The 22,961-nt window shown below is 49.1% G+C and carries 17 protein-coding genes, 3 tRNA genes and 1 pseudogene; 10 read left to right on the forward strand and 11 right to left on the reverse strand.

The window, feature by feature from the left end; all coding sequences use genetic code 11:
- Positions 1-108 precede the first annotated feature (108 nt).
- The 6 genes from OXH16_02940 to OXH16_02965 all read left to right on the forward strand — a co-directional run bounded on the left by OXH16_02940 (position 109) and on the right by OXH16_02965 (position 6,538).
- Complete coding sequence (locus OXH16_02940; protein MCY3680327.1) at positions 109-528, forward strand: response regulator; 420 nt, start codon at positions 109-111, stop codon at positions 526-528.
- Position 529: 1 nt separating this feature from the next.
- A complete protein-coding gene (locus OXH16_02945; protein MCY3680328.1) occupies positions 530-1,510 on the forward strand; it encodes a sigma-54 dependent transcriptional regulator in 981 nt (326 codons plus the stop codon).
- 343 nt (positions 1,511-1,853) lie between these two features.
- Positions 1,854-2,240, forward strand: a complete 387-nt coding sequence (locus tag OXH16_02950; protein MCY3680329.1) for an ankyrin repeat domain-containing protein — start codon at positions 1,854-1,856, stop codon at positions 2,238-2,240.
- The gene (locus OXH16_02955; protein MCY3680330.1) at positions 2,237-2,638 is read left to right on the forward strand and encodes a tetratricopeptide repeat protein; all 402 of its coding nucleotides are present in this window, start codon (positions 2,237-2,239) and stop codon (positions 2,636-2,638) included. The genes OXH16_02950 and OXH16_02955 overlap by 4 nt, the downstream gene beginning before the upstream one ends.
- 251 nt (positions 2,639-2,889) lie before the next feature.
- On the forward strand, positions 2,890-3,840 hold the full coding sequence (locus tag OXH16_02960; protein MCY3680331.1) for a hypothetical protein: 951 nt from the start codon (positions 2,890-2,892) through the stop codon (positions 3,838-3,840).
- A 274-nt stretch (positions 3,841-4,114) separates the two neighbouring features.
- Positions 4,115-6,538, forward strand: coding sequence for a helix-turn-helix domain-containing protein (locus tag OXH16_02965; GenBank protein MCY3680332.1), 2,424 nt, complete (start codon positions 4,115-4,117; stop codon positions 6,536-6,538).
- A gap of 494 nt (positions 6,539-7,032) precedes the next feature.
- On the opposite strand, the gene OXH16_02970 is transcribed toward OXH16_02965, so the two are convergent.
- The 7 genes and pseudogenes from OXH16_02970 to OXH16_03000 all read right to left on the reverse strand — a co-directional run bounded on the left by OXH16_02970 (position 7,033) and on the right by OXH16_03000 (position 17,511).
- Entirely contained in the window at positions 7,033-7,443 is a 411-nt protein-coding gene (locus OXH16_02970; protein MCY3680333.1) for a hypothetical protein, read from the reverse strand.
- Complete coding sequence (locus tag OXH16_02975; protein ID MCY3680334.1) at positions 7,443-8,627, reverse strand: metal-dependent hydrolase; 1,185 nt, start codon at positions 8,625-8,627, stop codon at positions 7,443-7,445. Before OXH16_02975 ends, OXH16_02970 begins: the two co-directional genes overlap by 1 nt.
- The gene (locus OXH16_02980) at positions 8,624-9,469 is read right to left on the reverse strand and encodes a hypothetical protein (GenBank protein MCY3680335.1); all 846 of its coding nucleotides are present in this window, start codon (positions 9,467-9,469) and stop codon (positions 8,624-8,626) included. Before OXH16_02980 ends, OXH16_02975 begins: the two co-directional genes overlap by 4 nt.
- 208 nt (positions 9,470-9,677) lie before the next feature.
- A complete protein-coding gene (locus OXH16_02985) occupies positions 9,678-10,478 on the reverse strand; it encodes a dihydroorotate dehydrogenase electron transfer subunit (GenBank protein ID MCY3680336.1) in 801 nt (266 codons plus the stop codon).
- 6 nt (positions 10,479-10,484) lie between these two features.
- A complete protein-coding gene (locus OXH16_02990) occupies positions 10,485-12,605 on the reverse strand; it encodes a TonB family protein (protein ID MCY3680337.1) in 2,121 nt (706 codons plus the stop codon).
- A 6-nt stretch (positions 12,606-12,611) separates the two neighbouring features.
- Positions 12,612-15,874, reverse strand: a pseudogene (gene carB, locus OXH16_02995) (carbamoyl-phosphate synthase large subunit).
- A gap of 17 nt (positions 15,875-15,891) precedes the next feature.
- Positions 15,892-17,511, reverse strand: a complete 1,620-nt coding sequence (locus OXH16_03000) for an NAD(P)H-hydrate dehydratase (GenBank protein MCY3680338.1) — start codon at positions 17,509-17,511, stop codon at positions 15,892-15,894.
- Positions 17,512-17,705: 194 nt separating this feature from the next.
- Between OXH16_03000 and OXH16_03005 the strand changes: the two genes are divergently transcribed.
- The 4 genes from OXH16_03005 (at position 17,706) to OXH16_03020 (ending at position 19,495) form a co-directional block, all read left to right on the forward strand.
- Positions 17,706-17,793, forward strand: a tRNA-Ser gene (locus tag OXH16_03005).
- Positions 17,794-17,849: 56 nt separating this feature from the next.
- A tRNA-Ser gene (locus OXH16_03010) sits at positions 17,850-17,941 on the forward strand.
- A 22-nt stretch (positions 17,942-17,963) separates the two neighbouring features.
- Positions 17,964-19,385: a glutamate--tRNA ligase gene (gltX, locus tag OXH16_03015; GenBank protein ID MCY3680339.1), complete on the forward strand. Its 1,422-nt coding sequence runs from the start codon at positions 17,964-17,966 to the stop codon at positions 19,383-19,385.
- 36 nt (positions 19,386-19,421) lie between these two features.
- Positions 19,422-19,495, forward strand: a tRNA-Gln gene (locus tag OXH16_03020).
- Positions 19,496-21,221: 1,726 nt separating this feature from the next.
- Here the strand turns inward: OXH16_03020 and OXH16_03025 are convergent.
- The 4 genes from OXH16_03025 to OXH16_03040 all read right to left on the reverse strand — a co-directional run bounded on the left by OXH16_03025 (position 21,222) and on the right by OXH16_03040 (position 22,258).
- The gene (locus tag OXH16_03025; GenBank protein ID MCY3680340.1) at positions 21,222-21,392 is read right to left on the reverse strand and encodes a hypothetical protein; all 171 of its coding nucleotides are present in this window, start codon (positions 21,390-21,392) and stop codon (positions 21,222-21,224) included.
- An 85-nt stretch (positions 21,393-21,477) separates the two neighbouring features.
- Positions 21,478-21,642, reverse strand: coding sequence for a hypothetical protein (locus OXH16_03030; protein ID MCY3680341.1), 165 nt, complete (start codon positions 21,640-21,642; stop codon positions 21,478-21,480).
- On the reverse strand, positions 21,639-21,908 hold the full coding sequence (locus OXH16_03035; protein MCY3680342.1) for a hypothetical protein: 270 nt from the start codon (positions 21,906-21,908) through the stop codon (positions 21,639-21,641). The genes OXH16_03030 and OXH16_03035 overlap by 4 nt, the downstream gene beginning before the upstream one ends.
- A gap of 50 nt (positions 21,909-21,958) precedes the next feature.
- Positions 21,959-22,258: a hypothetical protein gene (locus tag OXH16_03040; GenBank protein MCY3680343.1), complete on the reverse strand. Its 300-nt coding sequence runs from the start codon at positions 22,256-22,258 to the stop codon at positions 21,959-21,961.
- Positions 22,259-22,961: the final 703 nt, after the last annotated feature.

Here is a 22,961-nt window from a genome sequence, read left to right on the forward strand (position 1 = left end):
ATTAAAATGCATTAAGACATAATTCGAATGCATGACCTTGCTTTTTGCCATTTCCGTCTTATTTTTTCAAAAACAAACGATTGTAAATGTGGGAAGAAGGGAATAAGAATGGCTGAGCAGGTCAGTATGACGATTTTGGTGATCGATGACGATGCACATATTCGGGCTGCGGTTGGGAAGTTTCTCATCGCGAGGGGACATACGGTTATCGAAGCAGCAGATGGCGAGAAGGGTGTGGAAGTGATGGAGAGCCAGGCTGTGGATATTGTGATTACAGATGTGAAGATGCCCGGTATGGATGGGGTTGAGGTGCTTCGGCGGGTGCAGTCTATCTCTCCTGAGACCGAGGTGATTGTGATTACGGGTGTTAAAGAGGCCGAAAATGCGTTTCGCGCGTTGCGGGAAGGGGCATTTGATTTTTTTAATAAGCCTTTTAAGGTGGAGGAGTTGAATGCGGCTATCCGGCGCACTGTGCGCTACCAGGCGCTTCGAAAAGAGAAGGATAGGGTTTCAGGCGAGGCTGGATAGGATGGCGGCACAGGAGCGAGAGAAGAGCGGTTTGAATGCGATTATAGGGGAGAGTGAGGCGGTTGTGAAGATGAAGGCGCAGATTCAGCAGGTGGCTGCGACTGATTATACGACGGTGCTGATTGTTGGAGAGACGGGTACGGGGAAGGAACTGGTTGCGCAAGCCGTGCATAGCGAGAGTGGTCGCGCTGGCGGTCCGTTTGTTCCCGTGAATTGTTCTGCTATTCACGGCAATCTGTTTGAGAGCGCGTTTTTTGGGCATAAGAAGGGCGCGTTTACAGATGCGAAGGCAGATCAGAAGGGCTATTTTGAGCTGGCGAATGGCGGTACGCTGTTTCTGGACGAGGTTGGGGATATGCCGCTTGAGGTGCAGGTGCGCCTGTTGCGCGCTCTGGAGGATCGATGCATCCGTCCCGTGGGGAGTAGTGATGAGATTGCGGTGGATGTGCGCGTGGTTGCAGCGACTAATAGGGCGCTTGCTGCGGCGGTGAGGGAAGGGACGTTCAGGGAGGATCTGTATTACAGGTTGAATGTATTTGCGATTCAGGTGCCGCCTTTGCGCGAGCGAGGAGGGGATGTTCTGTTTTTGGCGCGACATTTTTTGGCTGGTTATGCCCGCGATTTGTGGAAGCCGCTGGTGGGGTTTTCGAGAGAGGCAGAGGATTTGCTTCAGAAACAGGTGTTTCCAGGCAATGTTCGGATGCTGAAGAATGCGGTTGAACGGGCAGCGATTTTGTGCGGGGGTAGGGAGATTGATGCGGATGATCTGAGTTTTGAGCTATTTGAGATTGGTCCGGTCAGTAGCGTTGATCGCGTGGTGCAGTCCTTTCCCGAGGATCAGATGAGTCTGCCCGCATTTGAGAGGGCACTGCTTTGTGAGGCTTTGCGACGAACAGAGGGGAACCAGGTTCAGGCAGCCGAGCTTCTGGATGTTTCGAGGATGGTTTTAAGGAATAGGATGAAGCGGTATGGGTTGGTTTGACGCACCTCAACGCTGTGATCGGCAGAGGGTGGTGCAAAGGGAAACGTCTTTTCGATAGTTAAATTCATAATTAGATTAAAATATTATCTATTAGATAAAGAAAATAAAAAAAAATATCCAAATATCATATTATCCAACCTTTTTTTTTATAAAAACGCTTGACTTTTGGATGCGAATGCTATATTATCCCTGCTGATAAAAAAGAAAGGGCTTTTCGCTGTCGTCCTTGCATAACGATCGAAAAGCCCCCAAATGTTCATACCTTCAAGAGGTGTGAAACTATTAAGAATATAACCCAACTGAGTTTGAAGTCAAGACCTTCCTTTATGAAAGGAGATATCTCATGATTGAAAATGCGTCTAGTGTCGCCCTCCACCGATTGGTTTTACAGGGGTCTATCGACGAACTGGTCGAAGTTTTACTAAATGGCGAGGTTGATGTTAACTCAGTGAATAACGTAGGCAGCACCTCGCTGCATCTCGCCGCAATGCTGAACGATGTCGAGACGATAAAATTACTTCTAAAGTTTGGTGCCGACGTTGAGGCTCAGAATCGCGAAGGGTGGACTGCCTTACATGTCGCGAGTCAAAAAGATGCCTACGAAGCTGCCGCCGTATTGCTGAATCAAGGTGCTGAAACTGATGTTACCGATGCCGCAGGTCGAACGCCTGTGTTTTTCGCCAATGCTAGAGTCGCCGAATTGTTTTGCAGTTCGAGGAGACCAAAATGAGAATTTTGCAGTCGGGGAAAGTAGAATTTTTTCGGGGGAATTTTATTTCCGCCCGTAAAAAATTGTATCCATTCGCCGAGCAGGGAAATGCGGATGCGCAACATATCATTGGCCTGATTATGCAGGATATTGACCAGGATTTTTTAGAAGCGGTGAAATGGTTCAAATGCGCTGCCGACCAGGGCCATTCACACGCCCAATTCGATCTTGGAATGATATACAGATTTGGTCTGGGCGTGCCTCGAGACGAAAAGGAAGCGGTGAAATGGTTCAAACGCGCTGCCGACCAGAGCCATGTCCACGCTCGGCACGAACTGAGCTACTGCTGCCGAGGAATTAGGCAAAGTGATTCTCGACAGTTGTGCCTTCGTAAAGCGCAAAAACCTGTAAAAAATTGAGCTACAGCCCATTACAAATGATAGCTATGGGATATGTCCACCAGTCTTAAAACAAGTCATAAAATCCCTTGGTCTTCCCAAATTTTCACGGCGGTAGGGTCAACTTTCTTCATATAGACCGCCATAGATGAGGACATATCCCACTATGCCAAAGAAAATTTTGAAGCAGATCTTCTGGTATGAAAGACAAAAGGGACTATCTGTTATTATTGGTGCTATAACCCGCTACTCATTTATGCACGGGATTAAACATGTATCTGATACCCAAGTACAAAAAAATTATGATCGAGTGGTTTAATCAGAAGCAGCGTGAAGGGCATTTTGCCGGAGAAGGCAAAAAGATCAGGCATCTTTGCAATGAACTGAATGCCTATGATGGGGTTTGTACGGTCTATTTTTCTGTCGGTCGTTTGGAAGCTGAGTATCCTGCTATAGGTGTAATGCCTGGGCAGGGGTTTTTATGGCTTTGGCTTGACCAGGAGATGTTCCATCTCTTTCATCGGAATGTTTTCGAACTCCTCGAAAACGAGTCAATCAAGGACGTGAAGGTGATCTATGAGGAGTATGTTTCTTACCAGAACCATTATTATCCACAACAGTTGGATGGACTGAAAGCCTGCATCATGCAGATCTCTTTTGCGGGCAAGCCAATGGGGCATTTTGATGCGTCCTTAGATGCCATTCGGGTGTTTATTCGCTTATTGTCTGCACAGCCTGCTGTTAATAAGGAGGATGTGGATGCACGGTATTTGAAACCGGATGACAAGAAGAGAGTGCTCAAAGACTTTGATGACCTGAAGCAGCATAATCATCAGCTTCTTGATGCAGAAATCGTACCCTTTTGCGATGAACTGAATACGTATCCTGGTGTTTGCACAACTATGTCTTGTGTTGGTCATAAGAGATGGATGAACCGTGGTTTGATGATAGGATGGGGGTACCTGGACCTCTGGCTTGATAAAGACATGCTCGATTTATTCCATCAGTACGCTTTTGAGATCCTCAACCCGCCAATTGAGAATCTGGAGGTACACTATATGAAGTCTGCCTATGTGCTGAATAAAGAAGCCTACGTTATGAGGATATTCTTTCGAGGCAAGCCAATGAATGTTCTCGACGAGTCCATGGATGCTATTCGGACATTTATTGACTCTCTGACGATATTTCGAACCTCTTTTCGCTCGTTCAATAGGAAGGCTTAGGGAAAATGAAGGCAGGGCTTCGACATTGGGTATAGAACGGTCTTAAAAAATTTAGTAGTGGTTTGCGTCAGACCACATAATAGTATAAATTATTGCGGTAGTGTTACTCCATTTTGTTTGGGGTTAGTACTACCGTTTTTACTATTGGGGCATTGTTTTAGTTATAGCCATTAAATAGGCTTAGAATGGGCGGGGGCATTTCCTGATGCTTGGAACTGAATTGGGATAATGTACAAAAAGGATATTCCTACGCTATCTGACAAGGGATTTGGTCATGAATTTAACACTATCAGTACGTCGTAAAGAAGCGGGATTAACACAATCTGATCTTGCTCGAATACTTGGTATTACTCAGGGTCAGGTATCCAACTATGAGACCGGTGGAGAAATTCCGTCTCGTCTGTTGATACGGTGGTCTCGCGCCATAGGATGCACAGTTGAAGATCTTCTAACAGACTACCAGCCAGTTGATGAAAAACAAATCTTTGACTTCGATAGCAGGCTATATGGGTCTCTCATAGAAGACTTGAATCTGCTTCTGCGTTACATTGAACTATCTCCATATCGCGAAGTACCATATGTTAAACAGTTTCAGGACTGTGTTATCTCCCTTAAGGAGAAACCCTGGGTCGTAATTATGGGGCATTTTGATGTGGGTAAATCTCATCTGTGTAATTTTTATTTAGGAGGCAATATGCTTCCGACTGGCTACCAGCCAGTCACAAAGTTCCCCACCTTTATTCGTCATATCTCAGATCGTCCTGATGATTGGTTCCAAGAAGATCTATGGCTTATGGGATCCCAGTTTGAGCCGGAAAGATGGCGCGACCAACAGCATTGTGAGCAACACCGAATCCTCGCCGGCAGTTGGGATACGCTCGAACGACATGCTACGCTAAAAGGAAATAAAGAGAACAGTGAAGAAGGATATGTTCTGGTTTTTGGCGATGCTCCGTTACTCCACTCGTGCGTCCTGGTGGATATGCCCGGATACGCTGACAATATGACAAATGCCTCTATCATTGACCGACTGGGCCGCCGTGCAGATATTTTATTGTATCTTTGTCGCGCCCAAGGATTTCTCGATAGTGGAGATTTTGTACGCCTCGGTCATTTTTTATCTAAACTCCCACGGTATAAAGATATTGATAATAATTTTCCCATACTCGGTAACCTCTTTATCATTGCGACGCATGCCCATCCAGGGATCTCATCAGAACAACTTGAGAAGCAGATATTGGAGGGTGGTAGTGAGGCTTTCTATGAGCTCTTTCTTGCTATGTTACGCAGTCGGGAACAGCTAATTAAGAGTATGGATATCCGCAAACGTTTTTTTAGTTTTTATCAGGAAATACCCGGAAGACGAGAAGATCTGGAAGAAAATTTAAAGCTCTTATTAGGAGAGCACATGCTGTCTGTTTGGAGGAAACGCGCATCAAGAAAAATTCTCGACTTTAAAGAAAAAGGAATAAAAATTTATAAAAAGAAAAAAGAAAAATATGAAGAAAATTTAAAAATAATAGAAACAGTAAGAAACGCAATACCCGATGAAGAAAAAGAGCATATACAAGTGGTACGCACTCCCGAAATTCAAGATAAAGATATAGAGTCTATAGAAGTGGTACTCACTCCCGAAATAAAAGAAGAAATTTTAAAAAAAATAGAAGAGACAAAGACAATACCCGGTGAAGAGAAAAAGCTTATAGAGGTGGAACTCACTTCCGTAAAAGAAAAAGAAATTTTAAGAGAAAAGACACTGCGCCTTGGAGAGATAGAGCGTGTAGAAGTGAAATCCATTTCCGCAAATCAAGCGGAACCTCTCGGCTATAAAATTCTAAAAAAGGAAGTAGATAAAAGAAAGCCAATAACTAATGCAGAGGTAGAACTTATAGAACGGGAGATATTAACTTTATTAAATGAAGATATTAGAAATTTACGACATATTTTTCAGAAGAAATTGCAAGTCAAGAACCTGATCAAGATGATCAATGGCCTCTATAAATCTACGGAAAAAAAGAAAGCGCAACAGCAAGCTACTACTCATGTCCTTCAGGAAATTTTGGCTGAGACAGAGGAGTTTCGGACTGCTGCTTTATTTCAACGTGTTAGACCACTCATTGAAGAATACGATATAAAAATAGGGAATTTAGATAATGTGGGGATAGTAGAATCTTCCTTACCATTTGAGGACGAAGAACTCTTAGTGGGGATTGGTACTTTTACTGCTCTTAATGCGGCATTTATATTGCTGGGAGGCCCCATTCTCTTGGTAGTAGGGACATCCGCTGCACTGGCAGTCTCTACTGCATGGATTTTCGGGGATCTTTGGCCACGGCGTTTAGCCAGGAAAATCAGTCATGTATTTAGAAAGGAAGTCCTTGTAAAGATTGAGCAAGATATTATTAAACCTTTCTGGGACAATATATTGAAGGACATTAAGAAAAGTATAGATGAACTTAATAAGGAGCGCGAGCAGTATATTGAGGAGCTTAATAATATTATTAAAAACAGCCAAGAAGTCTGCCAGGACTCTGAAGAGAAATTGCAACATTACGAACATATTAGAACTTTTTTCGCCGGTATTCCCTGGCAGCAGGAAGAGGAACGTAAGAAAAAAGTTAAGGAACAAACGGATGAATTGAGGAAAGTTATATCTAGCAGTGAATTTCGAGAATTTATATCTAGCCGTCAAAAATGAAATGCATTTTATAAAACTCTCTGTAAAACTCTCTCTACTATCCACAAAGAATTGGAACATTTAGAACCGTCTGAAGGAGAGCAAAAGTTTTTTCGCCGCTATTCCCTGATAATGAGAAATAGACTTAGGGAAAACGCGACGTATATTGATTCTGCAAAGTTCTAAATGCTTGCCTCCGCCATGTCCCCCTTCTCACTTTCCCCCAGTGATAGTTATATCGACCATGGGCCGGGGTAAACATGTGTTCCCGCGTTCAAAAAAAGACATGTTATTTTGTAGGTGCCGCTGTTTGAATCGATTACGGGGCTGATTGAGATGGTGTGCCCGTGTATCGCAGGTTTTCCAGTTGGTGTGCGGATACTGGCAGGTTGATCTGGATGTGGTCAATTGGTCTTCAGGTACGAATAGATGCGCCTAAAGGTCTGTGGGGTCAATGATTAGCGCGATTGGGGTGTGGGATAATATCCAGTCATTGGGTTTTACGCTCACTTTGGTTACAAGACCATCTTAGGGCGCAGTGATTGCGTTTTTTTGGCGTTCGATACGGGCGGATAGATAGTGATAGTGGGCGGCTTCGGTGTCGAAGCGGGCAATTTCAAGCTGGTGCGTGCTGATGAGTCCCGTTTGTGCATTTGGTTGAGTCGAGTTTCTGCGGCTCTGGTCTTTTTTAAGCGGACCAGAGCCGTTGCTTCTTTGAGTTCCAGATCCGGACGATGTATTACTCCGAGGGTATCACCGGTCAGGACCCTATCTTCCATTTGTACGCGGATGTCGCGTATATGTCCGTTCAGTCCCGCATATACTGTTGCCGATCGCACGGGTTCCAATGGCGCAGATAAGACCAGGTCTCTACCTTTTGCTATGGTTGCAATTAGTATGAGTATCAGGATCATTGTTTCGCGCATTATGACATGTCTCTCGGTATGCGAATGAATAATGTGCCGCTGAATCGCACGTGTGCGCGTTTCAGTGTTTCGATTTTTTTTCTTTTTTCTGTAAGTTCTTGTTCCATTCGACTCCGTTCGAGGTAGTGAATTGGCGGATAAGCCATTTTCGCGATTTCCAGTTTTTCACGAATTCTCAATATTTCCTCTGATAGATTTTTTACGCGTTCTGATAAATTTTGAGAGACGGGCTGAAGCCGCGTGATGTCTCTTTTTCGTGCAAATTGAAATTTCAATGACCGGGAGGTAATGATGATGGCATTGGGGGTTTCACGCCCGGGGGAGAATGTTTCAGTTGCTTTGAGTTGTCCAGATACAAAACTATTTTCGGGGATCTGATTTACCAGTTCTTCCCAGGTTTTGTCTTGCAACTGGAGCGTCTGTATTTGTACGGGGCGATCTGTTTCGTGCACACGCACTTTGTCCGGTAAGATGGTGCCGTGTTCTCCGCACGTTTGAACCTGTCCGTTGTATATGATCCAGAACATGGTGGGTCTGGCATCGAGGATCACGCCTTCTCCGCGTATGTGCTCCCGCGTGTGTCGCCAGCGTCCTTCAAAGGTTAAGATGGTTTCTGCGTCGGCTTGTCGATAATCTGCGTATGCAGCAGAGGGTGTGGCCATGAGGTATCTGAATGATTGCCAGATGCCTCCCATGTGCAATATGGGTATGAACACCAGGAGCATGAATACGATTCCGATTAACAGATAGCTTTCTCCCATAGATCCGGTTTTGATTCTGTATTTTGCACTGCCGGGGAAGACACAGGCCGCTGAATGGGGATAAAACAGGGGTACGCCGCTTTTGGTGGCGCAATCGACGATTATATGGCTCATATAGCCCAGGATTACGGCTGCGTAACACGGGGTTTGAAAGATGAGCAGGGGCCAGATCATAACCGATAGGGCGAGGAGGCAGAGCAGCGAGTGTGTGATTGTGCGGTGTCCCCATTGCCGTTCGATGGGAATGGAGGCAAATGGGAGCACGCGACCGATATAACTGCGCGGGGAATCTATATCCGGGAGCACGCTTCCTATGATAGCGCATGCGATGGCGGGGAGGTTGCGGTGTAGGGGCAGGGAGAAGAAGGAAAAGGATCCCGCTACGGTGAGTAGTCCAAATGCGATGTGTGTAGGTGCGGTCATCGTTTGAACCTGTACGTGAAGAATCGAATGCCTACGAGTATCGCGCTGCCGATGCCGGCGAGTACATAGCCTTCCATACTCCCGATGCCGCGCATAAAGAATCGCGCCGCGACAACGACCAGCAGAAGCAACACCACGGCGAACGTAAGATCAATCTGGTTTCGGGCACCTGTGTGAGATACATGTCGCACGGCTGATCGGGTTATGGCGGGTTCTTTGCGGAGTCTTTCGGCGATTTCGATGATGGCGCGCGGGTTGCCAGCACTTTGTTGCAATATGAAGGTTTCGGTCATGTGGTAGTCTTCTATGTCGGCGCCAGTAGTACACTGTCGGATGAGTTTTTTGGCTTCGGAAGTGGTCAGATTCTCTATTTCTATGCGGTCGAATTTCCAGAAGTGTTTTTCGTACGTTTTTACAATTTTTCGCAGGGCGGCTATGATGATGTATTTGCGGTTGAGTTTGTCGATCAGGCGCCCGACGGAGGGCGTTATGTCGGATAGGTCATCTACGATTAATACGCATTCGTTTTTTGCCACTGCGTCGAGTACTATGTCTGTCCAGGCTTGAATGGTTTCGCGAGCGTGTCGCTTTTTGATTTTTTTAAAGTCCTCAATGTGCGGATAGAGTTTTCCGCTTTTGTGAAGTTCTTCCGCAATATTTATGAGGGCTTCTTTTATTGGGGATAGGGTTTTTACTTTGAGGACATAGTTTGCATCGAGCTGCGCGAGGAGATGGCTTTTGCCTGTGCCAATGGGACCGATGATCAGGGTGTCGATGCGTTTTGATAGGTTTTCTTCTATCAAGCGCAGTTTTTCTTTTCGTTCTACGGACTGGTGTATCATGAGAAACGCCCTCCTGTGTGGGTTGGAATTGAAACTTTGTGCCCTTTATATAGTGCAAAAAGCGTGCCAAAATATTCCAAAATCCCGTAACTGCTTGCAGGAGAGCGTGTTTTTATAAAATGCCCAAAAATGGACATGCGGAAAAGTGTTTCAAATGAAACAATTGGTGTTTCAAATGAAACAGTTGGGATAGAAATGAAACCGTTGGTTACCAGACAATTTCGTGGGCGTTGACGACGGGTCCTTCGAGGCAGACGCAGCGATAGCGGCGGTCTTCGGTGGGGTAGGTTTTGTATTCGACCACGCAGCCGACGCAGGCGCCAAAACCGCAGGCCATGTGGTTTTCGAGGGAGGCAAAGCAGGGGGTGTTTGATTCGGCGGCGATGTGGGCGACGCGCGCCATCATGGGATGGGGACCACAGGTGAGGATGGTGGTGTGGTTCAGGAGGGTGTGTTCTGCGATGAGTTCGGTGACAAATCCGCGGTGTCCTATGCTGCCGTCATCGGTGGCGATGTGGAGGGGTAGATCTGCGGGTAAAAGTGCGGACAGGTCGGGCAGGCGGGCGGCATTTGCAGCGCCCATGAGGTAGATCATATCGGGACGGCGGTCGGGGTGTTCCCACGCCAAAAATGCGAGGGGGACGAGGCCGACGCCGCCTGCGACGAGGAGGATGCGTTTGGTTTTTGGGGCGGCAAAAGGGTTGCCCAACGGTCCGCTGACGTCGAATTGGTCGCCGCATTGGGCAGCGGATAAGCGTTCGGTGCCGGGTCCGATGACGTCGTAGATGAGGTCGAGCCAGCCAGCGTTGCGGTCTGCGCGCAATACGCTGAAGGGTCGGCGAAGATAGGGGGAGGAGCCAGAGTCGGTCAGGATTTGCAGGAATTGCGCCGGACGAGAGGCGGTTGCGAGCCGGGGCGCGTGCAGGCGCATGAGATATACGCCCTGTGCGATGGGGTCATTTTTTTCGACGATGGCAGTTTCGGAGATGAAGTTCGGGATTTCGGGCATTGTTGCTTACTCTGGCGGTTCAAAGTAGATGGTTATGTCTATCCACATGTCGCGCGGTGCGTCTTCGTGTATGCCGGGTTCAAAGGTGTATTGTTTTGCGGCCTCCACTGCGGCACTGTGAAATAGTTCGGGTCCCGAGGTTACGTGGACTTCGCCTACGCTGCCGTTTTTTAAGATGAGCAAGCGCAAGAAGACCGTGACGGGTTTGCCTTCGGCTCTGGCTTCTTCGGGGTATTCGGGTTCAACTTCTTCTATGACCTGAGGTTCTTCATCGGCATCTACGGCTTCCATGATGCCGCCTCCGATGACGACGTCGGGTTTGAAGGCGGGTTTTGGGAGGGGTGTTTTTTGCGTTCGAAGCTCTGAGATATCAGGCGGAGTAGCCGTTGTATCCGGTGGTGCATCCGCTGGATTAGATTGCGTTGTATCGGGTTGCGTATCAGATGGTTGTGTTTGGGTGGTGTCTGCTGGCTCGGGCGGAGGGTCGAGGAATTTGCCCTTGAGTTTGTCGGTTGCAATTTTGCCGTATTGTGTGAGGGGGTATCGCTCCTGTACTTGTTCGTAAATGGTTTTTGCCTGTTCGCGCTGGTCCAGGTCATTTTCGTAGGTCCAGGCGAGGGCAAAAAGTGCTTTTGGAGCAAAGAGGCTGTTGGGATATTCGTCGGCTATTTGTTGGTAGATGGGTAAGATATCCCGTGCGAGTGTGCCTTCTGCGATGAGGTTTTCAGTTTCTAAAAATCGCGTTTCTGCCAGGGCATCGTCGGCGTGTTTTTGATTGAGGCGCGTCCGGGCTTCAACGGCATAAGGCGTGTTGGGATGTTGGTCGAGGAGCAGTTGGAATTGTTCGCGCGCTGCAGTTTCGTTTTTCAAGCTGTCGGCATAAATGAGTCCGATGGCATAACGCACTTTGGGTGCGAGGTCAGTTGTGTCGGTCAGGCTCAGTACGCGCTGGTAAATGCTCAGGGCCGAGTCGGGTTCGCCGAGATTAAAGAGGTATAGTTCGGCGAGGTCAAAGAGCGGTCCCAGTGCTTTTTGCGGGTCTTCGACTTTTTCGGCTTGTTTGGTATAGCGTTCGAGTGCTACGAGATCTTTTTGCCGTTGTAAAGCCAGTTTTCCCTCGTCCGAGCTTCGATCTTCGCGAACGGCTTTTTCGAATAGTTCTTTGGATTTTTCCAGATTTCTACGCGATTTTTGTTCGATGAGGCCCAGGCGATAAAAAGCTGCTGCGCTGTATTCGCTACGGGGGTATTTTTTTCCGATGTCGCTGTAGATTTCTTCTGCGGTTTCAATCTGATCTTTCAACTGGTATATAAGTGCCTGTTTGAGACGGATTTCGGCTTCGTATATGCGAAGCCGTTTGATTTTTAATATTTTTTGGTATGTGTCCAGCGCCCCGTCGTATTTTTGCTGGCGCTCGAGGGTTTCGCCAATTTTGACGCGGGTTTCAAAATTTGTCCTGGTATCGGGTTTTGATTTTAGCACGTTTTCGTAGGCTTCAAGTGCTTCGTCGTATCGGTTCAGTTCGAGGAGGTTGTTGCCCACGCCTTGCCAGGCGCGTGCGCGCAATTTGTGCTTTTTGTCGAGTGTTTCGAGCAGTGCTTTATAGGAGATGATCGCGTCTTCTCTGTTGCCCTGTGCGGCTTCCATTTCCGCGAGTGCCAGATTTGATAGGCCGTATAACTCGGGATCGGTTTTTTTGTCGAAGAGAGAAAATGTAGTCCGCGCTTCATTGGTGCGGTCCATTGCCCAGAGCGCGAGGCCCTGCCAGTAGCGCGTTTCGGGGATGAGTTCGCTTTCTGGGAAGAGTTTTTGCAGTTCCTGGAATTTGGTGAGTGCTTCGGTGTAATCTTCGCGCCAATAAGACGCTTTGCCGATGAGTAGCAAGCTGTCGTCGAACCATTTGCTGTCGGGAAAGTATTTGAGCACTATGGACGCTTTGAGTATGGCCCGCTGGTAGAGCGCGTTATAGGTCGCAGGTGTTATTCGGCTGCCGGGGGTTTGGGACTCGACGCGTTTTTGCTCGGCGATATTGTACTGTTGTTTGGCGTTGTAAAAGGTGTTGTAATACACGCTTTTGCAAGCCAGACAGAGGATGCAGAGAGATGTGATGTAGATGAGACGAGACATAGTGAGTTAGGGATTGTGAAAGTCCTGGAGTGAACGAATGCGAATTGCGCTGTTGTTTTTGAGCGATTGAATGCCGGCGACAGCGGCGGCGGCTCCCGATAAGGTGGTTGTGTAGGGCAGGCCGTATTGTATGGCTGCTTTGCGGATTTCGGGGTCGGCAGCCTGGGATTGTTCTCCTGCGGGTGTGTTGATCATGAGAGATATTTCGCCGTTTTTTATGGCGTCGAGGATGTTTGGGCGTCCTTCCTGGATTTTGAAGATCCGATTGCAGGCTATGTTGTGGCTTTTGAGAAAGGCGCAGGTTCCCCCTGTGGCAATGAGGCGAAAGTCCATGTCGGATAGTTGTTGCGCAATGGGTACAAGTCCTTCTTTGTCGCGGTCGTTGACGCTTAAAAATACGGTTCCTTCCTGGGGCAAGCGCACGCCTGCACCGAGTTGCGCTTTTTGGAAGCTGAGGCCAAAGTCGGTGTCTATGCCCATGACTTCGCCGGTGGATTTCATTTCGGGACCGAGGACGGTGTCAACGCCGGGAAATTTGTTGAAGGGCAAGACGGCTTCTTTGACGGCGATGTGATTGATGGGCACTTCCCGGGTAAAGCCCTGTTCTTGAAGTGTGCGCCCGACCATTGCGCGGGCAGCGACTTTGGCAAGGGGCACGCCAATGGTTTTGCTGACAAAGGGCACGGTGCGCGATGCTCTGGGGTTGACTTCGATAATAAATACGTCTTCGCCTTGAATGGCAAACTGAATGTTCATGAGGCCGACTACGTTGAGTGCTCTGGCGAGTGCATGTGTGTGTCGGCGCAGCTCGTCGAGGTTGGCGTCGGAGATTTGATACGGGGGCAAGACGCAGGCGCTGTCGCCAGAGTGTACGCCCGCGCTTTCGATGTGTTGCATGATGCCGCCGATGACGACTGCTGTTGGGTCTGCTACGGCATCGACGTCAAATTCGTGTGCGTCTTCTAAAAATCGGTCAATGAGGATGGGCCGCTCGGGTGAGGCTTCTATGGCATTGCGCATGTAGGCGATGAGGGCTTCGCGGTCATATACGATTGCCATTGCGCGGCCTCCGAGTACGTAGGAGGGGCGCACGAGGACTGGATATCCGATTTGTTCGGCTATGGCGATTGCTTCGTCGGTGCTTATTGCGGTGCCGTTTTCGGGTTGTCGTATGCCCAGTTCTTTGATGAGTGCGCCAAAGCGCTTGCGGTCTTCGGCCAGGTCAATGGCGTCGGGCGATGTGCCGGCGATGTTGAGGCCCCCGCGTTCGAGGTCGCGTGCGAGGTTGAGCGGTGTTTGTCCGCCGAATTGAACGATGACGCCGTCGGGTTGTTCAACGTCGGCGATGCTGAGTACGTCTTCGGCGGTGAGCGGTTCAAAGTAGAGTTTGTCGGATGTGTCGTAGTCGGTGGAGACGGTTTCGGGGTTGGAGTTGACCATGATGGTCTCAAAGCCGTCTTCTTTGAGGGCATAGGAGGCGTGGCAACAACAATAATCGAATTCGATGCCCTGTCCAATGCGATTGGGACCGCCGCCGAGGATCATGATTTTTGGGCGGTCGGAGCGGATGGCTTCGTTGTCTGTTTCATAGGTTGAATAGTGATACGGTGTATAGGCTTCAAACTCGGCTGCGCATGTATCTACGGTTTTGAATACGGGCGCAACGCCGAGTTCTTTGCGCAGGGCGCGAATAGCCCATTCGTCACTTTGCCACAGGTGTGCCAGTTGGCGGTCGGAAAAGCCGTGTTGTTTGGCTTTGAGCAGGTCTGCGCGAGTGATGCGCGATTTTAAGTCGTTGAGTGTGTGCTGTTTTTTCATGGTTAGTCCATCAGGGCGGCGAGTTCTTTTTCTATTTCGACGAGTTGTCGCATGTTGTCGAGAAACCAGGGGTCAATTTTGGTGGCATCAAAAATTTCCTGTACGGATAATCCGGCGTCATAAGCCGTTTTGAGATAGGCCAATCGCTGCGAGTTGGGTTCGCGCAGGCCGCGTTCGAGGGCTTCGCGCGAGAGGGTGTTGGGGTGGATGTCTTTGCCGTCGGCACCAAATCCCGCGCGCCCGATTTCGAGAGAGCGCAAGCCTTTTTGCAGTGCTTCTTTAAACGTGCGACCTATGGCCATGGTTTCACCTACGGATTTCATTTGTGTACCCAACAGGTCAGCGGTTTGGGGAAATTTTTCAAATGTCCAGCGCGGGATTTTGATGACGCAATAGTCGATGGTGGGTTCAAATGAGGCAGGTGTTTCGCGCGTGATGTCGTTTTGTATTTCGTCCAGGGTATATCCAATGGCGAGTTTGGCGGCTATTTTGGCGATGGGGAAGCCCGTGGCTTTGGAGGCGAGTGCAGAACTGCGGGAGACGCGGGGGTTCATTTCTATGACGACGCGCCGGCCCGTGTTGGGATCCACTGCAAATTGGATGTTGGAGCCGCCGGTTTCCACGCCGATTTCGCGGATGCAGGCGATGGCATCGTCGCGCATTTCCTGATATTCTTTGTCGGTGAGGGTTTGCGCGGGTGCCACGGTGATGGAGTCGCCCGTGTGTACGCCCATGGGATCGAAGTTTTCTATGGAGCAGATGATGACGACGTTGTCGTTTTGGTCGCGCATGACTTCGAGTTCAAATTCTTTCCAGCCGATGATGGATTCTTCTACGAGGATCTCTGAGGTGGGCGATAGGCTGAGGCCGTGTGCGGCGGCGTGTCTGAATTCTTCGATGTTGTACGCGGTGCCAGCGCCTGTGCCGCCCAGGGTGTAGGATGGGCGGATGATGGCGGGAAATCCGATTTCAGCGGTGATGTCGAGTGCTTCTTTGAGGGTGTAGGCAAATCGGCCTTTGGGGAAGTCGAGGCCGATTTTGGCCATGGCTTTTTGAAAGGCTTCTCGGTTTTCCGCTTTTTCTATGGCGTGTGGTTTTGCGCCGATCATTTCGATGTCGAATTTTTGGAGGGTTCCCTGTTCGTGCAGGGCCATGGCGGTGTTGAGGCCTGTTTGTCCGCCCAGGGTTGGGAGGAGGGCATCCGGGCGTTCTTTTTCGATGATGGCTGCACATACTTCGGGTGTGACGGGTTCGACATAAGTTTTGTCAGCCATTTCGGGGTCGGTCATGATGGTGGCGGGGTTGCTGTTGACCAGTACGACTTCGTATCCCTCTTCTTTGAGGGCTTTGCAGGCTTGGGTGCCGGAGTAATCAAATTCACAGGCTTGTCCTATGACGATGGGACCAGAGCCGATGAGCATTATTTTTTTGAGGTCGGTTCGTTTGGGCATTGGGTACAGGTCCAGAATCAGGTGGTGAGGTTTAGATCGAAACACTCGGTGCTGCTGCGTATCTGGTGTATGGCAGTGGCAAAGTTTTCGATGATGTCACTGGCGATGAGGCTTATTTGTCCCATTTTTTTAATTGCGATGTCAGCGGCGAGGCCGTGGAGATAGACGGCTGTGCATGCCGCGTCTGAGGGGTTGAGGCCCTGACCGATGAGCGCGGCTAATAGGCCCGTTAGTACGTCTCCCGTGCCGCCGGTGGCCATTCCCGGGTTGCCGGTCGGGTTGATGTGTGTTTCGCCTTCTGGCGTTGCGACGATGGTTGGCGCGCCTTTCAGGACTGTGGTGGCTCCGACATCGGTGGCGAATTTCAGAGCCTGTGCTATGGGGTCGCGCTGTATTTCGGCGATGCTGCACCCGGTCAGGCGCGCAAATTCCCCGATGTGCGGGGTGAGTACCAGGGGTGTTTCGCAGGTGCGGATTGCATCGAGGTCTCCGGCGAGGGCGTTGAGTGCGTCGGCGTCGATGACTGCGGGGCAGTTCAGGTCGCGCACGAGGCGGCGGACGAGTTCGACGGTTTCTCGATGGGTTCCTATACCAGGTCCGATGGCGATGCTGTCAGCGGTGCGACACGCGCGTTGTATTTCGCCCCGGGCGCGCAGGGATAGGCATCTGACTTTTTTTATTTCGGGTAGCGGTTGGGTCATGGCTTCGGTGACTTTGGTTTCGAGTATGTCGTTGAGGCTTTTGGGTACACCGAGTGTGACGAGGCCCGCGCCTCCTTTGAGTGCCGCGTTTGCAGCGAGTGCCGCCGCACCTGTGAGTCCCACGGATCCGGCGAGGATATATACTCTGCCGCAGTCTCCTTTGTGGGCGTCGGGTTCCCGTTGGGGGAGCAGGCGAGCACAGCGGCGGTTGTCTATCAAGTAGGTGCTGATGCGTTCGCGTTCAATTGCCGAGGGGGGGATCCCGATGTCGATGAGGTGCAGTTTGCCGCATTGGGCGCGTCCGGGGTAAAAGAAGTGTCCGATGCGGGGCAGTGCAAATGTGACTGTGCATGTTGCGGTTGCACAGGGTCCTTCGATTTGGCCCGTGTCGGCGTTGAGGCCAGAGGGTATATCTACGGCGACGATGGGGCATTTGGCGCGGGTGAGTGCGTTTATGAGTTCGGCGTATATGCCGCGGGGAGGTCCCTGGATGCCCGTGCCCAATAGCGCGTCAACGGCGATGTCGGCGTTGACGAGTGCGTTTTGTACTGTTGCGATGCGGTCAACCGGTTGCACGATGTTCGGGGGCAGTCGGTCGAGGTTGGTTTTTGCATCGCCTGTTATTTCCCGGGTGGATGTGGCTGTGAATACCTGGACTTTTGCACCGCTTTGGGCAGCTTGCCTGGCGATGACAAAGCCGTCGCCTCCGTTGTTGCCTTTGCCACAGAGGATGACGATGTGCCGGTTTTGGCGTTCGCCCAACAGGTTTTCTACTACCCGGGTTACGCCTTGTCCGGCGGCTTCCATGAGTTCTATGCTCGGCACACCACTGTCGATTGCCCGACGGTCAATGGATGCCATCTGGGAGCCGGTGATAAGCTCAGTCATAGGGGAGGGTGCGAGGTCGTGCGCGCGGTGTGAGTTTTTCTGGGTCATGTTGCAGTTTTGTGTCTAAAAATACAGGAAGGGCACGGGCAACGCAAACCCTTTTTTGGCGGTTGTAAGCATCGGGGATTATTGGGTGTTTGATTGCTAAATAGAAGAAAAACAAAGTTTAAGTGTGTTTGAGATGCGTTGATACAAACCGCTTGACACAGATGAGGCGCTTATCTATACTTTTCGGATGGTGCGGTGGGGTGCGAGAGCGGTCGAATCGGGCGGTCTTGAAAACCGTTGACCCTCGCGGGTCCGTGGGTTCGAATCCCACCCCCACCGCCATTTACCTTGCATTTATACACGTCCTTTGTTACTTTTGGCTGTTCGTTTTTGTTCGCGGAGAGGTGCTGGAGTGGCCGAACAGGGCAGATTGCTAATCTGTTGTAGGGGGTTTCCTCTACCGAGGGTTCGAATCCCTCCCTCTCCGCCATATATTCATAGGTCGATTTTCGATGTCGGATACGGTTTTGCGTTTCGCGCCGTCTCCCACTGGTGGGTTTCACGTGGGGAATGCGCGAACGGCGATTTTTAATCATCTTTACGCGAAGCACTACCAGGCAAAGTTGTTGTTGCGCGTGGAAGATACAGATCGAGAGCGTTTTACAGAGTCGTCTCTTCAGACGATTCTGGACGGTTTGAACTGGCTCGGTGTTGATTTTGACGCCGAGCCAGTGTTTCAGTCGGATAATGTCGAGGCGCATAAGCAAGCAGCCGCGCGTCTGTTGGAGACGGGGCATGCGTATTATGGCTATGAGACTGCGGAAGAACTCGATGCGATGCGCCGGCAGGCGCAGGTCGAGAAGCGGCGCGTGCGCTACAATCGGGATTTGACGCCGGAACAGCAGGCGGCTTTTGAGGCAGAGGGGCGGCCAAAGGTTGTGCGGTTTAAGGTGCCTGCGGGTGAGACGGTCTGGCACGATCGCATTCGGGGTGTGCAGCGTTGGGATAATGCCGAGGTTGAGGATTTTGTTTTGTTGCGGCCCGATGGTTCGCCTGTATATAATCTCGCGGTGGTGGTGGATGATCACAATATGGGTGTGAATCTGGTGTTGCGGTCTGCGGATCATTTGTCGAATACGCCGAAGCAGATTATGCTGTTTGAGGCGCTGTCGTGGATGGTGCCGGAGTATGGGCATTCAACGCTGATTTTGGGTCCCGATGGCAGTAAGTTGTCCAAGCGTCACGGGGCGACTACGATTTCGGAGTATCAGGAGCGGGGTTTTTTGTCGGATGCGATGTTCAATTATCTCGCGCTGTTGGGATGGGCGCCCGGAGATGAGCGCGAGGTGTTTGCGCGTGATGAGTTGACCGGGGTGTTTTCTGTTGCGGGGTTGCTCAAGCGAGACGCGATTTTTGATGAGAAGAAGTTGGTGTGGCTCAATGGCGAGCATATGCGTCTTCGTCCGGTGGATGCGGTTCTGGATGATGCGATACCGGTTTGGGTTGCGGAGGGGTGGCTTTCTGAGGCAGAGGCTTCTGAGCGGCGGGATGAGTTGATGAGGATTGCGGCGTTGTTGCAGCCGCGGTTGCATACGCTTGAGGATTTGCAGCATACGGGTTATTTTTTTGTGGATCCAGAGGTGTATGATGCAAAGACGGCTAAGAAGAACTGGAAGACGGATACGCCCGAGCGCGTTGCGTTGATGATTGAGCGTTTGGAGGGTTTGGATTCGTTCGGTGAGGGCGATATTGAGGGTGTGACGCGCACACTATCTGGTGAACTGGGGATTTCGGCTTCGAGGCTGATTCATCCGACACGACTCGCGCTTTGCGGCGTTGGGTTTGGGCCGGGGTTGTTTGAATTGATGGCTGTGCTCGGGCGGGAGACGTGTATTCGCAGGCTGAAAAAGGCGCTGGAGGTTTTGGGTTCATAAAGGTACGTGTCATCCCGAATCTTTAATTATATATTTTGCCCCCTCGTCTAATGGCAAGACATGCGGCTCTGGACCGTAGAATCGGGGTTCGAATCCCTGGGGGGCAACCAACTACATCTTCTCGCTGAACTTTGATTCTGTCCGTTTCACTGGCAGAATCAAACAAGGCGAGTTGAATTGCATCTGGGGTATAGATCAGGTGGTTGATATGCAGTCTTAACAGGTCTTTCCGTTCCTCTGGTGTGGCTTCATCAAATAGTTCCTCAAAGGTCGTAAGTTTTTGCTCCAACTGAGCAACTCTTACGGCCTTTTGTTTTGCCTCTGCCAAAGTTACTTCATTATCCATCATCTCCTGCTCTATTTGGCTTTTTTGTTCTTCCAGGTCGATAATTTTCTGACTGATGGTTTTAATGCCAACCTTCCGCCCAGCGATACTTTCCACGAGAGCATCCAACTTCTTATCAATATCTTTGAGGAGCCTTTGATAATTTTTCCGTGCTTGCATCAAAGATTTCATACGCTCTGAGTTATTTGTTGTCGCCTCGGCAACAAGGTCTTGGACACGTTTTTGATCGTCACTAAGTTGTATCAACCGATCAGCGACCACTTTTTCAAGGGCTTGTGCCGGCACAGGCTTCATTTTGCATTCCTTGTTGCCACGATGGATTTTGCAGGTGCATTGGTAGTAGAAATAGGGCTTTTTCTGGTGATTCAGGCCGTAATAGGGTGTCATATAAGACTTGCACCATCCGCATTTTACCAAACCTTGAAGTGAGAAGGTATGCAAGTTTTGTTTTCTGCTCCTTGAGCCAGTGACCCGCTTGGTTTCTATAATGGCTTGTACCTTATCCCACAATTCTATTGGGATAATGGGTTCATGCTGGCCTTCATATACTTCACCGTTGTAAGTAATTTTTCCGATGTAAAATTGATTTTGCAGAATACGCCCAATATTTGTGTTGTTGAACTTTTTGCCAGAATGAACCTTATCGTTTCTCGATACATACGATTTCGTGCGATAGCCTTTTTTGTTTATCACCTGCGCTGTGGCTCTAAAACTTTGCTCCTTAACATACGTCTGAAAAATTAAGAGCACCAATTCTCGCTCTGCCTCATTGGGCGTTGGAACGCCTTTGTTGTCTGGATCATTATCGTATCCGAGAACCTGTCCACCATTATGTAGGCCCTTCTCAGCACGCCACTGCATTTTTTCTTTTGTACGCTCACTGGTGCGCTCCCGCTCAAGTACTCCTGTAGCTAAAGAAATTTGGAGAGCAAACCGACCTATGGCGTTTGATGTATCCCAACTTTCATGGAGAGATATAAATGTTGCTTCATGTTGCGCTAAAAACTCGTGAAAATGATGAAAGTCGATGATAGACCTGCTGATGCGATCGATTTTTGTACACAGCACCGCATTGATCTTACCCTGCTCAATATCTCGAACCATGCGCTTGAATTCTGGCCGGTCTAAATTTTTCCCTGATTTTCCTTCCTCACGATAGATTGCCACTGCTTTCCATTCTTCCTCTGGTGTGACATCCTTAAGTTCGACATACTTCTGAAGAAGATCAATCTGAGTGTCGAGACTGCCATTTTTTATTTGAGCTTGCAGGTCGGAAGAGACCCTGGCATACAGACCACATTTAATCACATCTACCTCCTTTGCCCTGTATTGTTTGGAAATTATAGACGATGCTTATATACCTTATATATTGTAACTCGTTTACAATATAAATATACATAAAAACAATGCCTTATGCAACATTATTAGTGATCTCTATTGTATATAATTCCCTATTATTTCATCACTGCCGCCTCTTCCGTGACTATTGTTCACAGTTGAGTTTCCAACCTTCTCATATAAATAGTTTGGCAAAGTTCTTTCAAGTGAGTTGTCCGCTCTTCAGGGGATAATTGAGCATAGGGGTTTTGCGGATTTGGAGAGCCTTCTTCGATGACTGTGATAGGGATATTATCCCAGTCGATTTTTTGTCGTTTTCCCATAACCACACCTCGCTTTCTTACCAGGTGTGGTTTTTCCTACTCCCTGATATTGTTAGTCAGATCTTACTGATATTTTTTTAGAGCCTTATTTATGCTGCACATCTTGTGCTAAGGCGTCTATTTTGATACTTTGTTCTTTTACGACATTGACCACCTCTCCTCGTTGAATACGCAGCGTAATCGAACCCCAGAAAGAGGTATCAAGTTCTTTCAAGAGTCGTTCAATTTCTTTGATTGTTTGTGTTTTCATTTTTTCATCTCCCCTTGACCGCAAAGTCGATAAGCCGATCTGTGTAGCTCTGAGCCATCACGCACCCTCAGTGACCGCAAAAAGCCAAACTCGATTTGCACACAATCCAACCGATCAGCCGCCCGACCACGCTGCCTGTCTGCCCGGTCTTTGCGCCGCTCGGTCTCAACCATCTGGTTCAATTCTGCCTTCGACCGCGCCCAGGCCGCTTCGTCATTCGGCTTAGGTGTCCTTGCCCGCTGTTTCAAAATATTCGATTTTTCCATTGCTCTGCCTCCGGTAAATAGTTTAAAATTGTGCTTGGACTGGTGGCTCTCTATAGGCTTTTTGATCCTTTGTTGCTCATCGCCATTTGTCGCCGTGATAGCCTGGCGTTTGGCGCGCCCAAAGCATAACCGCCACATCTTTTGGGATTGCGGCCCATTGGTCCTTTAACTGTTCGCTGGTCATTTGTCATTTCCTTTTCTCTCCCCTTGACAGCATAGTTGATAAGCCGTTTATATAAAGCGGAATCGGTACATTGAAAGGCAGTCTCCTCATAGAATAATGCGAGGAACTGAAAGTAAAAATAGGGGGAAAAAAAATAGTTTTCTAACAAAATTAAGACTTTTTTCATCACATGCTCTCCGATAATTCATCACTGCATCATTTCTCCCTAGGAGTGTATAGCGGCCCATTGGTCATTTGTTAGCTGATAGTCATTTGTCTTTTCCCGAGTACTCTGCCAATCTAGAAGTAAAAATACGGGTCTAAAAAATGAAATTCTAACGAAATTAAGGGGAAGTGAGATTTTTTTATCAGATACTCTCCGACAATTCATCACTGCATCATTAGATGAATGAACGTTTGATGAATATTTGTTTGTATAATCTCCTTGTATTTATGTGTACAAAAAACGAGGGTTGTCCAATTATACTGGACAACCCTTTTTATTATCGTAGTGTTCTGAGTAGGTTATTCGGCAATATCGACGATGGCAATACCCACCACAACACTCACTTGCCCTTCCTTCCCATTCCCGCTGAGTCTTGCTTTAATCTCATTCGGCTAATACGCAATCCGTGGATCCCAGAGTAACTATATTTTTTTAGCATAGTAACCACCTTGTGCGAAAAGTGAGAAATGATGGCACAAACATAATAGAGTAGGATTAGCCCCAGGACTCAGCCCAAAAAAACGACGCTGTGCCGCCTCTCTTGACAGCGGCGGTGTAGAGAAAGTGTATTTAAAATCTGTCTAAAAAATGCAGCACACCATAAAGGCAGATGGCTGGTCCGTCAGTCGCCCTTCTTTGCTTTCCAATCGAAAAGTGAGGGAGG

This window comes from Gemmatimonadota bacterium (assembly GCA_026705765.1).
GTDB lineage: Bacteria > Latescibacterota > UBA2968 > UBA2968 > UBA2968 > VXRD01.